Here is a 19,080-nt window from a genome sequence, read left to right on the forward strand (position 1 = left end):
GTGACGATATTTTCCGACCAGGACATCGAACTGATGCATCTGGTCGGGAAGGCGTCGTGAAGAGGAGGGCCGCCAGTGGGTCTGTTTGGACCTGCTGTGCTGGAGCTTAAGACGGCTCTTGCAGCAGCATGTGGTCCATACCTTGAGGCTGATTGCCTGTGATTTGAACGCTGGCATTCTGTATGGGCGTATCCGGGGTTTCCGCTTTGAGTACGCTTTTTGAATGCACGCGAGTCATGGGCTCGCGATGCCCCAAATCCAGTATCAGTCGAGTCGCTTCGGGTTTGGAGTAGTGCCCGACAGGGTCGTTAATGGCCTTGGCGTAGGCAATTTCTTCCATGTTCAGGTCGGCAATGATCAAGCCTTCCGCATCATGTGGCAGATAGGGAGCCAGCGTACGCCCATCGGGGGAAAAAATCATGGAGCTGCCGCCACCGACTTTCAGCAAATCCGCATTGTGCTCACCCACTTCCAGCATATCCAGCGTCTCTTGGGTGACTACGCTGCTAGCCGCGATGGTAAAACACTGACCTTCCACCGAATAGATTTGCGAGGCAGCCATGTTTACCTTGGCGCTAAGAGCATGGGCCTGATCGCTGTACAGCGAAAACGAGGGCCAGGCGGCCAGGTGAATGGCTTCATGCTGGGAGTACAGCGCGTATTTGCTCAAGGGGGACAAATGCTCCCAGCAGCACAGGGCGCCGACTCGGCCTAGTTCAGTGTCGGACACAATCAGGTCACGGGCATAGCCCTCACCGAAGACGGTGCGTTCTACATGCGTGGGTTTTAGCTTGCGACGCGACCACAGCATTTCGCCCTTGTCGTCGATCAGGCATTGGCCCAGATACAGGCTGCCGCCGCTGCGCTCGCTATAGCCCAGGGCAATGAAGATGCCCAGGCTACGTGCAGCTTCTGCAATGCGTCGGAACTCGGCGCTGTCCAGCGACAGCGAGTTGGCAAAGTAGCGTGCGCTGTACTTCAGGGACCAGGCTGGGGCTCCCAGCCACACATGAAAAGGGTAGCCAGGCAGCCAGGTTTCACCAAACACGATCAGGTCGCAGCCTTCATCGCGAGCCTGGCGAGCCAGCTCAATAGTCTTGTCAACGCCGACGGCCAGATCGTAGTTGGGGGAGGCCGCTTGTACCGCTGCTGCCCTGACGATTTTTCTTGTCTGCATACATCCTCCGTGTCGCGGTATCCGCGATCCTGATCGCTAGACCGTGCAGATCAGGTGCACGGCCTTGATGGTTTGCGTCAGTGTAGGAGGGGGCGTTGCTGGTGAATTGACTGGCAGGCGCAGAATGCTTGACTGAGAGACGCAAGCGCAGGGGCCAGAAAAGGAGCCAGAGGGACGTGGCCCAGGCTCAGGGGAGTGTTCTGCTAAAGGGTATCTGCTTGCTCAGACCGGCTGCAGGGAAAAACTGTATTGCACCGTCAGCCCAAGGCCAACAACCCACAGGATCAGGGGCACAGGCCGCATCAGCAGGCTGGGAATCGTGCGCAGGATAAAACCGATCAGGCGGGTGAACAGCCAGAGCAAAGACGGCGATTGATCTTTTTCCTTCATGTAGATCATGCCTTGCGACAGCAGAAAGGACTGGGACAGGTAGGCAGCGTAAAACACCATGCCCAGGGAAAAAGCCAGCCAGTAATACAACATGCTCATAGGATGCAAAAAGAAAGGGGACGGCGCATTATATCGGTCTGTAGCAGCTATGATCGTATTTTTGGCCGGGCGGTTGGTCGGCTGGGTGCAGGCTTTGGACGAGGCAGGTATGCAAAATATTTATTCTATTGATGGCCTGGTGCCCGTGGTTCATCCCACGGCCTATGTTCATCCTACCGCTGTACTGATTGGTGACGTCATTATTGGCGAGGGTGTATATATCGGCCCCCTGGCCAGTCTGCGCGGAGACTTTGGCCGCATCATCATGAAGGCCGGTTCCAATATCCAGGACACCTGTGTCATCCACGGGACGCCTTATCAGGACACCGTCGTGCACGAAGACGGGCACGTTGGACATGGTGCCGTGCTGCACGGCTGCGTCATTGGCCGTAATGTGCTGGTGGGTATGAATGCCGTGGTGATGGATGCGGCAGATATTGGTGCAGACAGCATTATCGGTGCGATGGCTTTTGTGAAGAAAGGCATGCAGGTGCCCCCACGCAGTCTGGTGGCGGGTTCCCCGGCTACCGTTGTCAAAGAGCTGGATCAGAAAGCCATTGATGGCAAATTCTTCGGTACGCGCATGTACCAGCGTCTGGCTCAGCGTTCCCTGGCAACGATGCAGCGCGTGGAGCCTTTGACGGAAGTGGAAGCGGACCGCCCGCGTTTGCGTGAAGATCAGATTTATCCGGTGGATAAATAAGGCTGCTCTGTTTATCTTCAGGCTGCTTGTCTGCGTAGTGCAGTTTGGTCGTGAAGACGGTCGAGATACGCTTGATAGGTGCAGCCAGACGCAAGTTCTGCCCGCGTATTCCAGGCAATAAAAAACCCCTTGAGGGCCGGATGAGAATCCAGCATCAAGGGGTTTTTCTATTCAGTGCTGATCAGCAGGAGGGCGGCATAGGCCCTCCTCACATTGCTGTTCGACTCCGAACCTGTCCTGCTTATTTGCCAGCCGCAGTCAAGGCTTGTTTCCAGGCTGCGATCACGGTTTCGTACTCGGCAGCGGCTTTCAAAGGATCAATATTGGCAACTTTGATCTGATCCAGGTTAGGCAACTTGGTCAGCTCGGCCACATTGATGTCGCTGCGGGTAGGACGGCGGAAGTTCTCAACCAGCTCAGCTTCCTGGACTTCTTTGGACAGTAGAACGTCGACCAGCTTGCGGGCCGCTTCCTGACCGTTCTTGGGGTTCTTGATCACAGCCACGCCTTCGGGGGCGATGAAAGTACCGTCTTCAGGGTAGATCAGCTCAATGCCTTTCTGGCCACCAGCCACGTAAGCGTAAGCCGCGTATTCCATGGTCACGCCCAAGGGATACTCACCGTTAGCCACGCTCTTGTAGACCTGGCCCGAACTCTTGGACACGATCACGTTGGCTGCCAGCTTTTGCAGGCCTTCAGCGCCGTACAGTTGGTAGATGCCGTAAACCTGGTCGTAAGCACTGCCCGACGAGGCTGGGTCACCAATAATGACTTTGCCTTTCCATTGCGGATCAAACAGGTCGGACCAAGTCTTGGGAGCGGCCAGGCCTTTCAGTTGGCGGTCGTTGGCCATGATGACCATGACGTGGGCATTGGAGCTGGTCCACAGGCTGTCCTTGCCGTGGAAGGCTTCAGGAATGGCCTTGTTTTCGGGCGATTCGTAAGCCTCGAAGTTCTGCTGGAAAGCGGCCATGGTGCCGTAGCCAGTGCCCCAGACCACATCACCCAGCGGGTTTTGTGATTCGGCTTCGATACGCTTCATCAAGGCGCCAGCGCCCGAGGTCACTTGTTGAATGGACAGGTCAGAAGCCGTCTTGCGAGCGATTTCCAGCGCCGTATCAATGGTTTGCACATTGTTCGGGGTGTACATCACTGCATTGGCGGCCAGAGCGGTACCGGACAGAGACAGGGCGCCGACACTGAGGGAGAGTGCCAGACCAGTTTTCAGAAAACGTGTAGTCAGCATAGTGAGCCTTTTTAGATTAGCGGCTGGAAAACAGATCCAGCTTGAGAAAACGGATAGCCAGATAAATCGGCACCAGAATCACGACCATCAAGATCACCCCGTAAGCCGACGCGCGGGCCAGAAAGCCAGCGTCGATCTGACGGAACATCTGGATGGGCATGGTCTCCATACCACCGTAATACAGCACGATAGTGGCGGAAATTTCAGCCAGCGAAGTCACCCACATCAGAATGGCCGCGCCCAGAATGGCGGGCTTCATCAAGGGCAGAACAACTTTGAAGAAACTCTGGAAGGGACTGACACCCAGATTGATGGAGGCCTCTTCGATAGAGTCGGGAATGTTGTAGAGCGAGGCCGAAGCCGAGCGGATGGAGAAGGGCACTTTACGCACAAAGTACGCACCGGCCATGATCACCCAGGTGCCGGTCAGCACCAGCATGCCGCTGTTGTAGGTCTGAATCAGGGCAATACCCAGCACCGTGCCGGAAATGGCCAGGGGCAGCATCACCATATAGTCCAGGGCCGTCACCACGAACAGGCGTTTTTTCACGATCAGGTAACTACAGACGGTCGCAAAGCAGGTGCCTGCAATGGTGGCCACACTGGCCAGCATCAGCGAGTTCAGGATGGGCTCAGGGGCGTAGCGCAGGGCACGCTCCATATTGTCCAGGGTGAAGGTGCCGTATTGCATGACCGGACCGCTGGCTTTGGTGAAGGCACCGATCAGCACGATAAAGGCGGGGATCAGCGAGAAAGTCACAAACAGAACGGCGCCCACGGTCAGCAAGATACCGGCCAGACCTTGAGCACGAACCGGGCGTGGTGCACGGCCTTGCTGCATCTGGAAGGTCTTGCGCTCCAGTACCCGCTTCTGAATGAACAGCACCGCACCGACCAGAATTACGGACACCACGGCCAGCACACCTTGCATGGTGGGGTTGCCGCTCATTTCGGACAGGAAGGTGGTGTAGGTCAGCGAGGACAGCACATCAACCTGACCGCCCAGAATCATGGGGATGGAGAAGTTGTCCACGGCCAGCGTGAACACAATCATGGCATTGACCAGCAGGGCAGGCATCAGTACCGGGAAGGTCACGCTAAGCGCACGTTTGAAGTTGCTGGCACCCAGGTTCACGGCGGCTTCTTCCAGCGTGCCGTCAATGGCTTTCAGCGCAGCCAGCATGCCGATATACACGTAGGTGTAATCGTTCAGAATCAGCACGTAGGACATGCCGAACCAGCCATAGAAGCTGGGCAGATCAATCCCAATGCTTTCCAGCGCCAGACGCACCACGCCGTTATTGCCCAGCAACATCAGCCAGGCCTGCGAGACGATGATGTCCGGCAGCACAATGGTGGTCAGCGGCAGAATTGCCACAATGGCTTTACCGGGGAAATCGTAGCGGGCCACCACATAGGCCAGGGGAGCGCCCAGCAGCAAGGTGCCGATGGTGGAGATCAGCCCCAGCTTGATGGTGTTGAAGAAGGCTTCTACGTAGCGCGGATCGCTAAAGAAGGTTTCAAAACCGTGCAGGCTGGGTCGACCCGAGGCCGGGTCGATAATGCTTTGATAGAACAGAGAGGCGAGTGGCCAGACGACCCAGAAGAACAGCACCACCAGACAAACCAGGGCGGGCAGGAACCAGGGAGAACGAAGGGCCAGGGGTCTTGCAGCAATAGCCATGGGTCTTACGCCTCGACCAGACGACATTCAGGGCTAAAGCTCAGGTTGACCGAGCTGCCTGCAGACAGATGCGGGTCCTGGGCGGCAGCAACGTCGACAATGATTTGTTTGCCGTCGTTCAATTTCAGGCTGTATGCCGTTTTGGTACCCAGGTACTGGCGGGCGACGACCTGGGCAGGAATGCTGCCTGCCTGGGCTTCGGTATGCAGGGTGATGTTTTCAGGACGTGCCGCCAGCAGCACTTGGCCAGCAGGAGGCAAGTTGTTCACCAGAATGTGTCCGCCCGCAATGCTGACGGTGGTGTGGCCCGCTTCCACATGCACGCCCAGGGTGTCGATCAGGTTGGCAGCACCAATAAAGTCGGCGGCGTAGGCGGTGCGTGGGGTGGCATACATGGCTTCGGGGGTATCGAGCTGGTCGATACGGCCCTGACGCAGCAAAGCAATGCGGTCCGACATGGACAGGGCTTCTTCCTGATCATGCGTCACAAAAATCGCCGTGATGTTGGATTCCTGCTGCAACTCGCGAATGACCTGGCGCATCTGAATACGCAGCTTGGCATCCAGGTTGGACAGTGGCTCATCCATCAGTAGAACGCGGGGCTCAATGACCAGGGCGCGGGCCAGGGCCACACGCTGGCGCTGGCCGCCGGACAGTTCTGCCGGGTAACGCTCGCCCATGCCGCCCAGTTCCACGCGGTCCAGGATGTAGGCTACTTTTTTCTTGATATCGCTGCTGCTGACCTTGCGAATCCGCAAGCCGTAAGCCACATTGTCAAACACGGTTTTATCGGGGAACAGGGCGTAGTCCTGGAACACCATGCCGGTCTCGCGCTTGTGGGCGGGCAGGTAGGTAATGTCTTCCTTGTCCAGAAACAGGCGGCCTTCATCGGGGATGATGAAACCGGCAATCATGCGCAGCAAGGTGGTTTTTCCGCAGCCGCTGGGCCCTAATAAAGTGAAGAACTCGCCATGCCGGATTTGCAGGCTCAGTTCATTGATGATGGTATTGCTGCCGTAGCGTTTAACTACGTGATCGATGTGGATTTCTGCCATGGGGATAGATCAGCCTGGGACTGAATAGTGCAGGTAAACCGCGCATCAAGGGGGCGGTTGCCTAGGCTTTAAAAAGAAGTGGTTCAGCGGCCATTAGTGACGCAAACATCACTGTGGCGTGAACACGAACATTAATTACAAGTTAATGACAAGTTTTATAGGAAGTTGCTATCTTAGCAGCAGGCCAATGCTTGTAGTTTTAATTATCAGGCGTCTAAGTCCAGCCCAAAGGCTGATCTGGCCGGTCTTGCCCAGTGACCAAGCAAAAAAAAATTCGTTGGACAAGCATCATATTGCGATAATCAGGTGGTAGTAATGTGTCTTGCTTTTTCCGCTAAAGCGGTCTAGTGCGGGCCGGGGTTTCTTGTGTCAAATAAAGGCCCTTATAGTGAGTTCCAAAAAGAATGATAGTTTCTTGCAGGGCGCGGGAATGGGAGAGGGACATAAAAGAGCAGGTTTTCATCCTGTTTAATCAGGCGTGGAACACGCCTGTACTTGCGCATCCGAATTTGTAGATGGTGTTCCGGTGTTGTGATGAAACACACACCGGGCCGGAGTGGTTGTTGGCGTAGATCCGAGCGGTGCCGCTGGCTAGTCCATCAGTAAAGGCGTGGCGCCTGTTTCGTTGAGAGATCCACCCACATCCGGGTAATGCATGTCGTCAGAGATCATAGAAGTTAGTTATTTAACTGGAGATTGAAGATGCGACTAGGTGTATTAAGCCCCCGGGGGACCGGGGAAAAGAGGGTAGCGGCCACGCCCGATACCATCAAGGCTTACCGCAAGGCGGGCCATGATGTGATTATCGAGGCGGGAGCCGGACAAGGTATTGCCAGCTCGGATGCCGATTACGAGGCCGCAGGCGCAACGATAGGAGATCCTTATCAAGCCACCGTGCTGCTGGTCGTAGGCCCGGCTGATGTTGATTCGGCGCGTTTGCGTGCCGAGCATGTGGTCGTCGGCATGCTGGACCCGTACGAGAGCGAGGGTCTGGACAAGCTGGCTTCTTCTGGCTGCCAGGCATTCGCCCTGGAGCTGATCCCGCGTACCACGCGGGCGCAAAGCATGGACGTTCTGTCCTCGCAGGCCAATATCGCGGGTTATGCCGCGGTGCTGAAAGCGGCCACTTTATATCCCCGATTCTTTCCCATGATGATGACCGCGGCGGGCACCGTCAAAGCGGCCCGTGTCGTGGTGCTGGGCGCGGGTGTGGCGGGCTTGCAGGCGATTGCGACGGCACGTCGTCTGGGGGCGGTAGTAGAAGCCTCCGATGTGCGTCCTGCCGCGCGTGAGCAGATCGAGTCTCTGGGCGGCAAGTTTATTGACGTGCCCTACGAGACCGACGAAGAGCGCGAAGCGGCGCAAGGGGTAGGCGGTTATGCCCGTCCCATGCCTGCTTCCTGGTTGCAACGGCAGGCGGCGGTGGTGGCGGCACGTTGCGCCCAGGCCGACGTCATCATCACCACGGCCTTGATTCCGGGGCGTCCCGCTCCGCGTCTGATTGCCGAGGAAGTGGTGCAGTCCATGCGTTCCGGCTCGGTGATTGTGGATCTGGCGGCGGCACGCGGCGGTAACTGCGCGCTGACTGAAGCCGATCAGATTGTGGAAAAACATGGCGTGACCCTGGTGGGCGAGACCAACTTCCCGGCCCGTGTGGCGGCGGATGCGTCTGCTTTGTATGCACGCAATATTCAACAGTTCCTGGGCCTGATGCTCAAGGATCAGTCTGACGAGCTGCATATCCCTGCGGACGACGACATTGTGAATGCCAGCCGTGTTGTACAGGGTGGCAAACGACTCTTTCCACAGCAGGGAGCCTGAAGTCATGGATATTATTTCTCCCCTGGTCATTAATCTGATCATCTTTGTGCTGGCCATCTACGTGGGTTACCACGTGGTCTGGACTGTAACGCCCGCTTTGCATACGCCTTTGATGGCGGTGACCAATGCGATCTCGGCCATCATTATTGTGGGCGGGATGCTGGCAGCGGCCCTGACCGAAAGCCCCTGGGCACAGGCGATGGGCATTATTGCCACCGCGCTGGCCTCGGTAAACGTGTTTGGTGGCTTTCTGGTTACCCGACGTATGTTGGAAATGTTCAAAAAGAAGGGCGCTAAAAATACGCCCAAGGAAGGGCAGTCATGATTTCCATGAATACCGTTACCTTGTGCTATTTGCTGGCCTCGGTGTGTTTTATTCAGGCCCTGAAAGGCTTGTCTCATCCGGCCAGTTCGCGTCGCGGCAACTTGTTCGGCATGGTGGGGATGGCCCTGGCCATTGCGACCACGGCCGTGCTGATCTACAGCCTGGCTCCTGAAGGCAAAGAGCTCTCTGGCCTGTTGCGGGTTCTGATTGGCCTGGTGATTGGTGGCTTGCTGGGCACCATCATGGCTCGCCGTGTCGAGATGACCAAGATGCCGGAACTGGTAGCCTTCATGCACAGCATGATTGGTCTGGCTGCAGTAGCCATTGCGATTGCCGTCGTGCTGGAGCCCGTGGCCTTTGGCATTGGTTCTGCCGAGGTCGGTCTACCTATGGGTAACCGTGTGGAGCTGGCTTTGGGCGCGCTGGTCGGTGCCATTACCTTCTCTGGTTCGGTGATCGCGTTTGGCAAGCTGTCGGGCAAGTACAAGTTCCGACTGTTCCAGGGCGCACCTGTCACCTTCAAGGGTCAGCACATGCTGAACCTGCTGCTGGGGCTGCTGGCCTTGGCTTGCGGTGTGATCTTTGTGACGACTCAGGCATGGTGGGCCTTTGGTGTGCTGCTGGCTCTGTCCTTCCTGTTGGGCGTGATGCTGATCATCCCGATTGGTGGTGCGGATATGCCTGTGGTGGTGTCCATGCTGAACAGCTATTCGGGCTGGGCGGCAGCGGGGATTGGTTTCTCCCTGAACAACTCCATGCTGATCATTGCCGGTTCGCTGGTGGGCTCCTCCGGTGCGATTCTGTCCTACATCATGTGCAAGGCGATGAACCGTGCCTTCTTCAACGTGATTCTGGGCGGTTTTGGTGCCAATCCGGAAGCGGCTGCGGGGGGCGCGGATCAGGGCAATCGTTCAGTGAAATCCGGTAGTGCTGAAGATGCTGCTTTCATGATGAGCAATGCCGAGTCCGTGGTGATTGTGCCTGGTTACGGTTTGGCCGTGGCCCGTGCTCAACACGCCTTGAAAGAGCTGTCGGACAAGCTGACCAGCCAGGGTGTGAATGTGCGCTACGCCATTCACCCGGTCGCCGGTCGTATGCCTGGCCATATGAACGTCTTGCTGGCTGAGGCCGAAATGCCTTACGAGCAAGTCTTTGAAATGGACGACATCAATAGCGAGTTTGCTCAGACCGATGTGGTGCTGGTTCTGGGTGCTAATGACGTGGTCAACCCGGCCGCCAAGAATGATCCAGCTTCGCCGATTGCAGGCATGCCGATTCTGGAAGCCTACAAGGCCCGAACCGTGATCGTGAACAAGCGTTCCATGGCCGCCGGTTATGCCGGTCTGGATAACGAGCTGTTCTATATGGACAAGACCATGATGGTGTTTGGCGATGCCAAAAAGACCATCGAGGATATGGTCAAAGCGCTGTAAGACCTTCGCGTCATTGCGCTGAAAGTAAAAAGCGCTCTGGTTCCTTGCGGGCCAGAGCGCTTTCTTGTTGAGTGCAGAGTCTTAGAACTTGGGGCCGGAGCGCAGTTGTTCGCACATCTTGTTGCGTTGCTCGACAGTGGCTTTTTCCAGATCCTGACGACCACGATTCAGACCTTGGTCAAAGGCTTTGTCAAAATCCTCGTCACTCAAACCCATGCTTTGAATGGACGACTTTTGCTGTTTTTTCATCTCTTGCAGTTGATCTTGGCTGTAATCACCGCAAACTTCGGCGGCAGCGTGCATGGCACCACCCATTTGAGCCAGTTGGATGGCCGGGCCGCTGTCCTGAGCGTAGCTATTGGCGCTGGCCAGGAGAAGGGCCGCTAAAGGCAAAAGAAGTTTTGTGCGCTCAAACATGGTCAATCCTGTCGATTAAGAAAAAGCCCGTCCAGACTGTGCAGGCTATCTATTGATTGAAGGCCTGTGTGTTTCCCGTCAGGCGGAAGTCGCTACTTTACACCGCTAGCCCGTCCGCTGTTGAGGGGGGTGAAGGTGCACGCATTATTATGTGCTGCTTTACGTGAGGCGGCTTTGATCTGCTTGCCTCTTGAGGCAAGAGCGCGGAGCAGGGAATGACAGGCAAAGAAAAAGCCCTGATGACGATGTCATCAGGGCTGATCTTTTCAGAGTCTCATCCATTGGGTTTGACCCCACGAGTTCTAACTCTGGTCGCTGATTCCGGTAAGGAAATCAACTTGAATATGGCGCGGCTGGCAAGATTCGAACTCACGACCCCTTGGTTCGTAGCCAAGTACTCTATCCAACTGAGCTACAGCCGCTAAAGAAGTGAAACTATAGCAGACTATTTATACGCATGACAAGCCTGAAAGGCGTTTTTCTTAAAATAAATGCGATTTTTTTTGAAATGATCAGAAAATAAGGCTTTTACAGGGCGTGAGAAGCAGAGTAATACGGATTTAACCTGGCATCGAGTAGGGTTTTTGGTCTGTGGTATTTACGATCGTACTCATTGATGCAAGAGTGGCTTGCTGGTTCGGGGATAGAACCAGTAATCTTCGTGTCGGATGTGCCAAAGTCCAGAGTTATGATGCGGTTGCGATATGTCGATTAGCCGCAATTTGTCCGCATCAGGAGTGACAGGCATGGTTCCATTCGGGTTAAGTCCAGCACAGTTTCAGCTACGCTATAAGCGCTGTCTGGAACGGGCTTCAACGCATTTCATTACTGAGCTACGTGCCTTGTTCACGTTGCCTGTGCCGGACAGTGTGGTGGATGCCGAGGTACAAATCTTCTTTGGTGAAGATGGCCTGGAAACCCCGTCGGCATGGATTTACTACAGCGGCGAAAATAATAAAGTTGATAGCAGCGACCCTTCCATTTTTCCCGGTAGAGCCATGGAGCTGTCTCTGGGCTTGGAGAAGATGGATGCCTTCCACGAAGACTATTTTCTGGACGAAGACTTTGATGGCCTGAGCATCGCGGCTAACACCACTAAAGCGTGGTTTGCAGAATGCTGGTGGAAAGCGGGTGGATGGAGCTATGCCGTTCCCGTGACGGCATGGGTGCACGATGGCTTTGGGGACGGTGAGGGGCTTGAGTTGTCAGAAAGGCGATAAGGCCGTGCAGGAGCAGTTCCTGACGACATAAAGGGCTACTACTGCTTATTCTGTTTCTTCGTTCAAGCCTGCTCGTATTGTTATTGTGGGTGGGGGCTTGGGCGGTACCTGACAGGGTAGTGGGTCTTGTTCCTGTCCGTTGCCCGAGAGTAGAAAGCAAAAAAGCCATTTCCGAAGAAATGGCTTTTTTACTGAATATGGCGCGGCTGGCAGGATTCGAACCCACGACCCCTTGGTTCGTAGCCAAGTACTCTATCCAACTGAGCTACAGCCGCTAAAGAAGTAGAAATATAGCACGGCTATTTTTACTTGTCACCACAATATCCAGAATTTTTACGTAAATAGTCTTTTTTATGGTTTTTGTCGGGAGCAAGAAGGGCAACAGGCATCCGAAATCAGGCTTCTCAGCAGAGATGGTACGGCTATCGTGTGGCGGCTTTCAGAGGCTCGAATCAGAGGCCGACAATGCGGGTGCAAAGCCAAATCCTCAAACAGTCCATGCGGGATGACTTGCCCCGCAAGGAACAAAGTCGCATTATTACGCCATTGTTTTGGAGCCCAATGTAATGGATCTGTCGAAAATTACCTGCACTGAAGATTTCCGCCTGGCGGCTAAACGCCGCGTGCCCAAGATGTTTTATGACTATGCCGACTCCGGCTCCTGGACGCAGGGCACTTACCATGCGAACGAGCAGGATTTTCACAAGCTGAAATTCAAACAGCGCGTAGCCGTCGATATTGATCACCGCAGCTTAAGGACCAAGCTGCTGGGCCAGGATGTTGCCATGCCTATGGCCATTGCTCCTACCGGTTTGACCGGCATGCAGCACGCCGACGGTGAAATGCTGGCGGCGACGGCGGCTCGGGATTTTGGTATTCCTTTCACCTTGTCCACCATGAGCGTGTGCTCGCTGGAAGACGTGGCCCAGGCCACTCGCGCCCCGTTCTGGTTTCAGCTCTATGTGATGCGGGATCGCAGCTTTATCGAAAACCTGATTGCACGGGCCAAAGCCGCTAACTGCTCGGCTCTGGTGCTGACTCTGGATTTGCAAGTGCTGGGTCAGCGTCACAAGGATATTAAAAACGGGCTGACTACGCCTCCACGTCTGACCATTCCTAATCTGCTGAATCTGGCGACCAAGCCCTACTGGTGCCGCAAGATGTTAGGCACGCACCGTCGCAGCTTTGGCAATATCGTCGGTCACGCCAAGGGTGTGTCGGATCTGCGCTCCTTGTCGACCTGGACGGCCGAGCAGTTCGACCCGACCTTGAACTGGAAAGACATTGAGTGGATCAAGAATGCCTGGGGCGGCAAGCTGATTGTGAAAGGCATTATGGATGCAGACGATGCCCGTTACGCCGTCGATAGCGGGGCGGATGCCCTGATTGTGTCCAACCACGGTGGCCGTCAGTTGGATGGCGCACCTTCTTCAATCTCTTGCTTGCCGGCAATCAGCAAAGCTGTGGGCGACAAAATTGAAGTGCTGGTAGATGGCGGTGTTCGTAGCGGTCAGGATGTATTACGTGCCCGTGCCTTGGGGGCGCAGGGCGCCATGATTGGTCGTGCTTTCTTGTACGCCTTGGGTACAGCAGGGCAGGCGGGCGTGGCTCGCCTGCTGAAGTTGATGGCTAATGAACTGGACGTGTCGATGGCCTTTTGCGGCCGTACCGATATCAATCAGGTAGATCGCTCTATCCTGTTGAATCCTGATATTTTCGACCGCCCCGGTTATTGAAGACCGGTATGCAAGGGCCCTGGCTGGACCGGCAAATGACCGCGTCCGTGGGGCCCATTCAAATCCAGTACAGGGCCAGCAGGCACAATCCCGCTCGGGTTCAGATGACGGTGGCTGCTGTAGTAGTGAGTCTTGATATGATCCAGGCTTACTGTGCTGGCCACACCGGGCATCTGGTACAGCTCCAGCATGTAGTTCCACAGATTCGGGTAGTCCATCAGACGGCGCAGATTGCATTTGAAATGGCCGACATAGACCGGATCAAAACGAATCAGGGTGGTGAACAGACGCCAGTCGGCTTCTGTCAGACGTGTACCGGTCAGGTAACGCTGTTGGGCCAGCCGTGCTTCCAAACCATCCAGGCTGTCGAACAGAGCGTGAACTGCCGTGTCATAAGCCGCTTGTGAGCGGGCAAAACCGGCTTTATACACACCGTTATTGACGGTGTCATAGACATGGGCGTTGATCTGGTCAATTTGCGCCAGCAAGTCGGCTGGAGCCATATCCAGTTCTCGCGCTCCCAGGCTGTCAAACGCCGTATTGAAAATACGGATGATCTCGGCAGACTCATTATTGATAATCGTGCCGCGCAGCTTGTCCCATAGCACAGGAACTGTAATCCGGCCTGTAAATTGCGGGTCAGCCTTGGCGTAGAGTTGATACAGAAACTGGGCGTCCATCACCGGGTCAGGCACCACGCCCTCTGCCGGTTCAAAGGTCCAGCCTTGCTCGCCCATGATGGGATTGACCACAGATACCGAAATCAGTTTTTGCAGCCCTTTCAACTCGCGCATGATCAAGGTGCGATGCGCCCAGGGGCAGGCTAGCGAGACATACAGGTGATAGCGATTGGCCTGGGCGGGCTGGGCTGCCTGACCATCGGGACCGGGGCCGCCATCGGCGGTAATCCAGTCCCGGAAGGCAGACTGGGCACGTTGAAACGTATCGGACGTTGTGCTACTGACAGGCTCTTTGCTATGCCATTGTCCATCTATCATCATGCCCATCTGTGTACTCCGTTTTAGCCTTTCAGCTTGATTGCAATTTCAGCGATATGACGGCCCTGGAAGCGGGCACCGTCCAGCTCGTTCTGGCTGGGTTGACGCGAACCGTCGCCCCCGGCAATGGTGGACGCACCGTAAGGGCTGCCGCCAGTGACTTCAGTGAGCAGGGTCTGGCCTGCAAAGCTGTAGGGCAGGCCCACCACGATCAGGCCAAAGTGCATCAAGTTATGAATAATGGACAGCAGCGTCAGCTCCTGCCCGCCGTGTTGGGTAGCGGTAGAGGTAAAGGCCCCACCCACTTTGCCATTGAGTGCGCCGCGCGCCCACAGGCCACCGGCCTGATCCAGGAAGCTGGCCATTTGCGAGCTGATGCGCCCAAACCGGGTGCCGGTGCCCACAATAATGGCGTCGTAGTTTTCCAGGTCGGCAATAGTGGCGACGGGGGCGGCTTGATCCAGCTTGAAGTTCGCTTTCTGGGCCACCGCTTCCGGGACCAGTTCAGGGACACGCTTGATGTCCACCGTCGCGCCAGCGCTTTGCGCGCCTTCGGCAACCGCTTGAGCCATTTTTTCGACGTGGCCGTAGGCGGAGTAATAGAGAACCAGGACTTTTGCCATTTGAACTTCTCCAGAAAAGCGATCAACAAGGAATCGAACGGGGCAGCGGCCTCAGGACCTGGCCTGGGCGCGCTTGCTAAAACGATCATAGTCGGGCCAAGCCCGCTATGACAAACCGTTGGGCGATTTGTTTTGTGTCAGAGTCTGTCTTGCCGTGGGCAAGGCCACGGCAGGCAGAATCAAGCGGGAAGCAGGGCGTAGGTCGTGGTGGCGTGGGCCGCCAGACGGTCTTGTTCGTCCAATAGCTTGATATCACCGAACACCATGCTTTTGCCACGTTTCAGAACCTGGGCATGGACCAGCACATCGCCCTGGCTGACCGGGCGCACAAAGCTGGTATTCAGCGATACGGTGGTCATGGGGCGGAACTCGCCCAGACTTTGGCTGACAGCCAGCACCATGGCGGTATCGGCCGCTGCCATATAGACCTGGCCGCAAACCACACCCGCTACATGGGTAAGCTGCTCAGAAAAGGGTAGTCGCAAAACCACACCGTCCTCGGCAATACGCTCTACGCGCAGCTTCAGGGCTTGTACCCAGGGGGCGAAAAGCGTGTCGAGCAGGTGCTGAGCTTGTTCTTGGGTCATGTCTATCAGCCGCAGTAAATCGAGGTAATCCGGTTTTGTTCATCGATCCGAATGCTCAGGCGGGTGGGATCGTAGTCGGTGGTGTACATGCGATCTGGAGCCAGTATGCGGGCTTGGGCGGCACCGGCTTGTTTCACCAGACGCTCGACCTGGCTTTGGCTGGCGGTCTGCCCGACTGGGTTCAGGGCGTCCGCATTGCACACGCCGCCAGAGGAATTGCTGAACGAAGATGTCGAGCCAGTTTGGGCGCTATTGCCTGTGGCGGTGCAAGCGGCCAGCAAAACGGCGGGAAGGACGCTGAGTAGTACGGAGAGTCGCATGAGAAATCCTTAAAAGCAGCTAGGAAGCATTCAGCTTGAAGGATTAATAATACCTGTTCTAGGCGGGGCGTTTAAGGCTTGTTCAAGGCACTTTTTGCGGCTGCTTTGCCGGTTTTGGCCGAGACCGCCGGATGTTGGGCAATGCAATAGCGCAAGGGGGCCTTGGCCCAGGCTCCTGCATAGTCCACACCGATGCGTGGACCAATCTGGATTTGATCCAGTGGCAGGGCGGGTGCGTCCAGCCAATGCAAGGTGGGGACGCAAGCATCGGCCCCGTTATAGCTTTTGTCGATTCCCAGCCCCTTGCACAGACGGCCCGGGCCTGACAAAGAAGGGCCGCCTTCTGGCGAAACCCACTGGGCTGCACGCAAGAGCACCGCCGTGCCGTCGCCTTCCACACCGCTGACCATATTCATGCAGTGGTGCAGGCCATAAATCAGATAGACATAGGCATAGCCTGCCGGGCCAAACATCAGTCGGGTGCGCTCGGTAATGCCGCGGCGGCTGTGGGCGGCCTGATCTTCCGGCCCCAGATAGGCTTCTGTTTCGACAATGGTGGCGCAGCGCTGGCCGCGTTCGTCATTCACAACCAGGGTTTTGCCCAGCAACTCCAGGGCGACGTAACGCGGATCGCGGGCAAAGAACGTCCGTGGCAGGTAGAGCGCAGACTCAGTCATTTCCGGGAATCCGCTCCAACTTGTTCAACCAGGCCTGTTGTTGCTCCTTGGGCAAAAAGGAGGAGCGCAGGCTATTGGCTGCCAGAGTACGCAAATCGGCTTCCTGCAAATTCAGGGCCTGGGCGGTTTGCATATAGTTGTCCAGCAGATAACCACCAAAATAAGCCGGGTCGTCCGAGTTCACACACACGTTCAGGCCGCGATCCAGCAAGTGCTTCAGATTATGCTGGTGCAGGCTGTCAAAGACCTTGAGCTTGATATTGGACAGAGGACAGACCGTCAGGGAAATGGCGTGGTCGATCAAATATTGCATCAGGGCCGGGTCGTCCTGGCTGCGTACGCCGTGGTCGATACGCTCTACTTTCAAAAGCTGAAGGGCGTCCCTCACGTAGCTGGCCGGGCCTTCCTCACCGGCGTGGGCGACCAGTCGGAAGTCCAGCTCGCGGCAGCGGGCATAGACTTTTTCAAACTTGGCGGGAGGATTGCCCTTTTCCGAGGAATCCAGGCCAATCGCAATCCACAGGTCGGAATACTGATTGCGTAAGGGCAGGGCGGCTTCCAGGGTGGCAAAAGCGTCGGCTTCGCTCAGGTGGCGCAGGAAGCTCAAGATCAGATAACTGCTGATCCCCAGCTCGGACTTGGCCTGGCGGGCGGCACGGGCGATCCCGGCAAACACGGTTTCCATGGCAATCCCGCGTGCCGTGTGGGTTTGCGGGTCAAACATGATTTCAGTATGGACAATGCCATCGGCCTGGGCGCGCAGAAAGTAGGCCCAGGTCATGTCAAAGAAATCCTGCTCGGTAATCAGCACACCGGCTCCGGCGTAGTACAGATCCAGAAAGGATTGCAGGTCGGTAAATTGGTAGGCGGCGTGCAGGCTGGCCTGGTCGGGATAGCGCAGCGTAATGTGATTGCGCTGGGCCAGCTTGAAGATCAAGTCCGGTTCCAGCGTGCCTTCTATATGAAGGTGCAGTTCGGCCTTGGGCAGTTGGCGGGTAAATTCGCGTAAGGAAAAAGCGGAATCAGACACGGGGCGCTCCTGGTAGGCAGACTATGCGCCCCATTATACGAATGGCAATAGCTCGGGGGTCAGTTGTCCTTGCCACGCAAGGCGGCAATCGCCAGAAAGAGCCAGGCCAGAATCATGGCTACCCCGCCAATGGGGGTGATCGCGCCTAGCCATTTCACGCCGCTAAGCACCAGAATGTACAGGCTGCCGCTGAAAATCAGTACGCCAGCCAGCATCAGAATCGCGCTGCGGGACTGCCAGGCTGTATTCAGTTGCGAGCTCAAAGCGGCGATCAGCAGCAGACCCAGGCCATGCAGCAATTGATACAGCACGGCAGTGTGCCAGGTCGCCAAGGCCGATGCGTCAACCATGGCGCGCAGGGCGTGGGCACCAAAAGCGCCCAGGCCTACGCCCAAGGCCATAATCAGTGTGCCCAGGCACAGGATGGATCGTGATTTCATGTCTTTCCTTGCAAGTCGCTGCAGTCGCAGCGCGGAGGGAGGCCAGTGCTATTATCGAATAAAAAAATTGGCTTTGTCTGCAAGGAGACAGCATGCAAGAAATAGCCCCGGTCGCCCCTGATGCGCAAGACGTCGTGGTGGCTGCCTATCGCTATCAGTCTGGCCAGCCTGCACAGGCTTTGGATATTCACCACCTGCCTGCACACGACCCCTTGAAGGACGGCTTTATCTGGATTGGTTTGAAAGACCCCAGCGAGGTAACCTTGCGCCACCTTGGCGAGCAGTTGGGGCTGCCAAGCAATGCGGTCGATGAGTTGATCGTTCCTCATCGTCGCCCCAAATGGCTAGAGTTCAGCAATTGCCTGATTGTGGTGGCAGTGACCTTCGGTTTGAAGGATCTGCGTCCGGTTTTTGGTACGACCCAGATTCTGATCGCCCAGGGTTTGTTGCTGACCGTACGGCGTGGCTCCAACAGCAGCTACTTACAGTTGCGCTCCCGCCTGGAGAGCACACCGGCTCTACTGGTTCGAGGTAGTGATTTCGTGGCTTCGGAGCTGCTGGATTTGATTGTTGACCAGTACCAGACTTGTTTGGAGCAATTTGAAAAAGCGGTGGAAGCCATTGAGCAGCAATTTCTGATTCTTGGTTTCAAGGAGAACGACGTACGGCGTATTTATCGTTTGCGGCGCGATTTGCTGCGTGTGTATAACGCCGTGACGCCTTTGGCGGAGCTAAGTCGTCGCTTGTCACGCATTGAGCTGGCTTATGTGGATGCAGAAAGCCGGGCGTATTTTGGGGAAGTGGCGGACCGTATTACCCGCACGTCCGAATTCATTAACAGTCTGCGGCAAGCTTTGGCTTTCGCGTTTGAAGGTGGCTTGATGATAGGGCAGATGCAGCAAACCGACACCACCCGCAAGCTGGCTGCCTGGGCCGCTATTTTGGCTGTGCCGACAGCGGTGGCGGGGATTTACGGCATGAACTTCAAGTTCATGCCCGAGTTGGAGTGGACGATGGGCTACCCCCTGGCCCTGGGCCTGATGGGGAGCGTTTGCGGCTTTTTATACTGGAAATTCAAGAAGGCCAAATGGCTCTGACG

At 56.2% G+C, this 19,080-nt stretch carries 20 protein-coding genes and 2 tRNA genes; 7 read left to right on the plus strand and 15 right to left on the minus strand.

Going from position 1 to position 19,080, the window contains the following annotated elements:
* Positions 1-106: 106 nt before the first annotated feature.
* Both JYG33_RS18470 and JYG33_RS18475 read right to left on the minus strand, forming a co-directional pair.
* Positions 107-1,177, minus strand: coding sequence for a nitrilase (locus tag JYG33_RS18470; RefSeq protein ID WP_207873571.1), 1,071 nt, complete (start codon positions 1,175-1,177; stop codon positions 107-109).
* 222 nt (positions 1,178-1,399) lie between these two features.
* Entirely contained in the window at positions 1,400-1,666 is a 267-nt protein-coding gene (locus JYG33_RS18475) for a hypothetical protein (RefSeq protein ID WP_207873572.1), read from the minus strand.
* A 109-nt stretch (positions 1,667-1,775) separates the two neighbouring features.
* Here JYG33_RS18475 and JYG33_RS18480 point away from each other — a divergent pair, with 109 nt between their 5' ends.
* Complete coding sequence (locus JYG33_RS18480; RefSeq protein WP_035271432.1) at positions 1,776-2,369, plus strand: phenylacetic acid degradation protein PaaY; 594 nt, start codon at positions 1,776-1,778, stop codon at positions 2,367-2,369.
* A 241-nt stretch (positions 2,370-2,610) separates the two neighbouring features.
* Here the strand turns inward: JYG33_RS18480 and JYG33_RS18485 are convergent, their stop codons facing one another.
* From JYG33_RS18485 to JYG33_RS18495, 3 genes are read right to left on the minus strand one after another with little or no spacing between them, the layout of a single operon-like run.
* On the minus strand, positions 2,611-3,615 hold the full coding sequence (locus JYG33_RS18485; RefSeq protein ID WP_207873573.1) for an extracellular solute-binding protein: 1,005 nt from the start codon (positions 3,613-3,615) through the stop codon (positions 2,611-2,613).
* A 16-nt stretch (positions 3,616-3,631) separates the two neighbouring features.
* Positions 3,632-5,299, minus strand: coding sequence for an iron ABC transporter permease (locus tag JYG33_RS18490; protein ID WP_207873574.1), 1,668 nt, complete (start codon positions 5,297-5,299; stop codon positions 3,632-3,634).
* 5 nt (positions 5,300-5,304) lie between these two features.
* A complete protein-coding gene (locus tag JYG33_RS18495; protein WP_207873575.1) occupies positions 5,305-6,354 on the minus strand; it encodes an ABC transporter ATP-binding protein in 1,050 nt (349 codons plus the stop codon).
* A gap of 702 nt (positions 6,355-7,056) precedes the next feature.
* On the opposite strand from JYG33_RS18495, the gene JYG33_RS18500 reads away from it, so the two are divergent.
* From JYG33_RS18500 to JYG33_RS18510, 3 genes are read left to right on the plus strand one after another with little or no spacing between them, the layout of a single operon-like run.
* Entirely contained in the window at positions 7,057-8,175 is a 1,119-nt protein-coding gene (locus JYG33_RS18500) for an NAD(P) transhydrogenase subunit alpha (protein ID WP_207873576.1), read from the plus strand.
* A gap of 4 nt (positions 8,176-8,179) precedes the next feature.
* Positions 8,180-8,500 carry an NAD(P) transhydrogenase subunit alpha gene (locus JYG33_RS18505; protein WP_009457776.1) on the plus strand — a complete coding sequence of 107 codons (321 nt, stop codon included), beginning with the start codon at positions 8,180-8,182 and terminating at the stop codon, positions 8,498-8,500.
* Positions 8,497-9,933: an NAD(P)(+) transhydrogenase (Re/Si-specific) subunit beta gene (locus JYG33_RS18510; RefSeq protein WP_207873577.1), complete on the plus strand. Its 1,437-nt coding sequence runs from the start codon at positions 8,497-8,499 to the stop codon at positions 9,931-9,933. The genes JYG33_RS18505 and JYG33_RS18510 overlap by 4 nt, the downstream gene beginning before the upstream one ends.
* Positions 9,934-10,014: 81 nt before the next feature.
* Here the strand turns inward: JYG33_RS18510 and JYG33_RS18515 are convergent, their stop codons facing one another.
* Positions 10,015-10,350, minus strand: a complete 336-nt coding sequence (locus JYG33_RS18515; RefSeq protein WP_207873578.1) for a hypothetical protein — start codon at positions 10,348-10,350, stop codon at positions 10,015-10,017.
* Between the two features lie 345 nt (positions 10,351-10,695).
* Positions 10,696-10,772 (minus strand) — tRNA-Arg (locus tag JYG33_RS18520).
* A 324-nt stretch (positions 10,773-11,096) separates the two neighbouring features.
* Between JYG33_RS18520 and JYG33_RS18525 the strand changes: the two genes are divergently transcribed.
* Complete coding sequence (locus tag JYG33_RS18525) at positions 11,097-11,570, plus strand: hypothetical protein (protein WP_207873579.1); 474 nt, start codon at positions 11,097-11,099, stop codon at positions 11,568-11,570.
* Between the two features lie 198 nt (positions 11,571-11,768).
* Here the strand turns inward: JYG33_RS18525 and JYG33_RS18530 are convergent.
* A tRNA-Arg gene (locus JYG33_RS18530) sits at positions 11,769-11,845 on the minus strand.
* A gap of 291 nt (positions 11,846-12,136) precedes the next feature.
* Between JYG33_RS18530 and JYG33_RS18535 the strand changes: the two genes are divergently transcribed.
* Positions 12,137-13,306 (plus strand): alpha-hydroxy acid oxidase, encoded by a 1,170-nt coding sequence (locus JYG33_RS18535; RefSeq protein WP_279382245.1) that lies wholly within the window; start codon positions 12,137-12,139, stop codon positions 13,304-13,306.
* Here JYG33_RS18535 and JYG33_RS18540 read toward each other — a convergent pair.
* From JYG33_RS18540 to JYG33_RS18570, 7 genes are all read right to left on the minus strand, one after another.
* Positions 13,300-14,313, minus strand: coding sequence for a glutathione S-transferase family protein (locus JYG33_RS18540; RefSeq protein WP_207873580.1), 1,014 nt, complete (start codon positions 14,311-14,313; stop codon positions 13,300-13,302). The two genes, JYG33_RS18535 and JYG33_RS18540, sit on opposite strands and share 7 nt — an antisense overlap.
* A 14-nt stretch (positions 14,314-14,327) precedes the next feature.
* Positions 14,328-14,927, minus strand: a complete 600-nt coding sequence (wrbA, locus tag JYG33_RS18545; RefSeq protein ID WP_207873581.1) for an NAD(P)H:quinone oxidoreductase — start codon at positions 14,925-14,927, stop codon at positions 14,328-14,330.
* 179 nt (positions 14,928-15,106) lie between these two features.
* On the minus strand, positions 15,107-15,514 hold the full coding sequence (locus tag JYG33_RS18550; RefSeq protein ID WP_207873582.1) for a PaaI family thioesterase: 408 nt from the start codon (positions 15,512-15,514) through the stop codon (positions 15,107-15,109).
* 5 nt (positions 15,515-15,519) lie between these two features.
* Entirely contained in the window at positions 15,520-15,834 is a 315-nt protein-coding gene (locus JYG33_RS18555; protein WP_207873583.1) for an I78 family peptidase inhibitor, read from the minus strand.
* 71 nt (positions 15,835-15,905) lie between these two features.
* On the minus strand, positions 15,906-16,511 hold the full coding sequence (locus JYG33_RS18560; RefSeq protein ID WP_207873584.1) for a DNA-3-methyladenine glycosylase: 606 nt from the start codon (positions 16,509-16,511) through the stop codon (positions 15,906-15,908).
* Complete coding sequence (locus tag JYG33_RS18565) at positions 16,504-17,541, minus strand: adenosine deaminase (RefSeq protein ID WP_207873585.1); 1,038 nt, start codon at positions 17,539-17,541, stop codon at positions 16,504-16,506. Before JYG33_RS18565 ends, JYG33_RS18560 begins: the two co-directional genes overlap by 8 nt.
* Before the next feature lie 59 nt (positions 17,542-17,600).
* On the minus strand, positions 17,601-17,981 hold the full coding sequence (locus JYG33_RS18570) for a DUF423 domain-containing protein (protein ID WP_207873586.1): 381 nt from the start codon (positions 17,979-17,981) through the stop codon (positions 17,601-17,603).
* 92 nt (positions 17,982-18,073) lie between these two features.
* Here JYG33_RS18570 and JYG33_RS18575 point away from each other — a divergent pair, with 92 nt between their 5' ends.
* Positions 18,074-19,078 carry a magnesium and cobalt transport protein CorA gene (locus tag JYG33_RS18575; protein WP_207873587.1) on the plus strand — a complete coding sequence of 335 codons (1,005 nt, stop codon included), beginning with the start codon at positions 18,074-18,076 and terminating at the stop codon, positions 19,076-19,078.
* Positions 19,079-19,080: the final 2 nt, after the last annotated feature.

The sequence above is a fragment of the Alcaligenes sp. SORT26 genome (assembly GCF_017377875.1).
In the GTDB taxonomy this organism is placed as follows: domain Bacteria; phylum Pseudomonadota; class Gammaproteobacteria; order Burkholderiales; family Burkholderiaceae_B; genus Alcaligenes; species Alcaligenes parafaecalis.

Excerpts from the sequence above, each read along its gene's own strand:
- JYG33_RS18470 (WP_207873571.1), bottom strand. The coding sequence starts at position 1,177 with ATGCAGACAAGAAAAATCGTCAGGGCAGCAGCGGTACAAGCGGCCTCC.
- JYG33_RS18475 (WP_207873572.1), bottom strand. The coding sequence starts at position 1,666 with ATGAGCATGTTGTATTACTGGCTGGCTTTTTCCCTGGGCATGGTGTTT.
- JYG33_RS18480 (WP_035271432.1), top strand. The coding sequence starts at position 1,776 with ATGCAAAATATTTATTCTATTGATGGCCTGGTGCCCGTGGTTCATCCC.
- JYG33_RS18485 (WP_207873573.1), bottom strand. The coding sequence starts at position 3,615 with ATGCTGACTACACGTTTTCTGAAAACTGGTCTGGCACTCTCCCTCAGT.
- JYG33_RS18490 (WP_207873574.1), bottom strand. The coding sequence starts at position 5,299 with ATGGCTATTGCTGCAAGACCCCTGGCCCTTCGTTCTCCCTGGTTCCTG.
- JYG33_RS18495 (WP_207873575.1), bottom strand. The coding sequence starts at position 6,354 with ATGGCAGAAATCCACATCGATCACGTAGTTAAACGCTACGGCAGCAAT.
- JYG33_RS18500 (WP_207873576.1), top strand. The coding sequence starts at position 7,057 with ATGCGACTAGGTGTATTAAGCCCCCGGGGGACCGGGGAAAAGAGGGTA.
- JYG33_RS18505 (WP_009457776.1), top strand. The coding sequence starts at position 8,180 with ATGGATATTATTTCTCCCCTGGTCATTAATCTGATCATCTTTGTGCTG.
- JYG33_RS18510 (WP_207873577.1), top strand. The coding sequence starts at position 8,497 with ATGATTTCCATGAATACCGTTACCTTGTGCTATTTGCTGGCCTCGGTG.
- JYG33_RS18515 (WP_207873578.1), bottom strand. The coding sequence starts at position 10,350 with ATGTTTGAGCGCACAAAACTTCTTTTGCCTTTAGCGGCCCTTCTCCTG.
- JYG33_RS18525 (WP_207873579.1), top strand. The coding sequence starts at position 11,097 with ATGGTTCCATTCGGGTTAAGTCCAGCACAGTTTCAGCTACGCTATAAG.
- JYG33_RS18535 (WP_279382245.1), top strand. The coding sequence starts at position 12,137 with ATGGATCTGTCGAAAATTACCTGCACTGAAGATTTCCGCCTGGCGGCT.
- JYG33_RS18540 (WP_207873580.1), bottom strand. The coding sequence starts at position 14,313 with ATGGGCATGATGATAGATGGACAATGGCATAGCAAAGAGCCTGTCAGT.
- wrbA (WP_207873581.1), bottom strand. The coding sequence starts at position 14,927 with ATGGCAAAAGTCCTGGTTCTCTATTACTCCGCCTACGGCCACGTCGAA.
- JYG33_RS18550 (WP_207873582.1), bottom strand. The coding sequence starts at position 15,514 with ATGACCCAAGAACAAGCTCAGCACCTGCTCGACACGCTTTTCGCCCCC.
- JYG33_RS18555 (WP_207873583.1), bottom strand. The coding sequence starts at position 15,834 with ATGCGACTCTCCGTACTACTCAGCGTCCTTCCCGCCGTTTTGCTGGCC.
- JYG33_RS18560 (WP_207873584.1), bottom strand. The coding sequence starts at position 16,511 with ATGACTGAGTCTGCGCTCTACCTGCCACGGACGTTCTTTGCCCGCGAT.
- JYG33_RS18570 (WP_207873586.1), bottom strand. The coding sequence starts at position 17,981 with ATGAAATCACGATCCATCCTGTGCCTGGGCACACTGATTATGGCCTTG.
- JYG33_RS18575 (WP_207873587.1), top strand. The coding sequence starts at position 18,074 with ATGCAAGAAATAGCCCCGGTCGCCCCTGATGCGCAAGACGTCGTGGTG.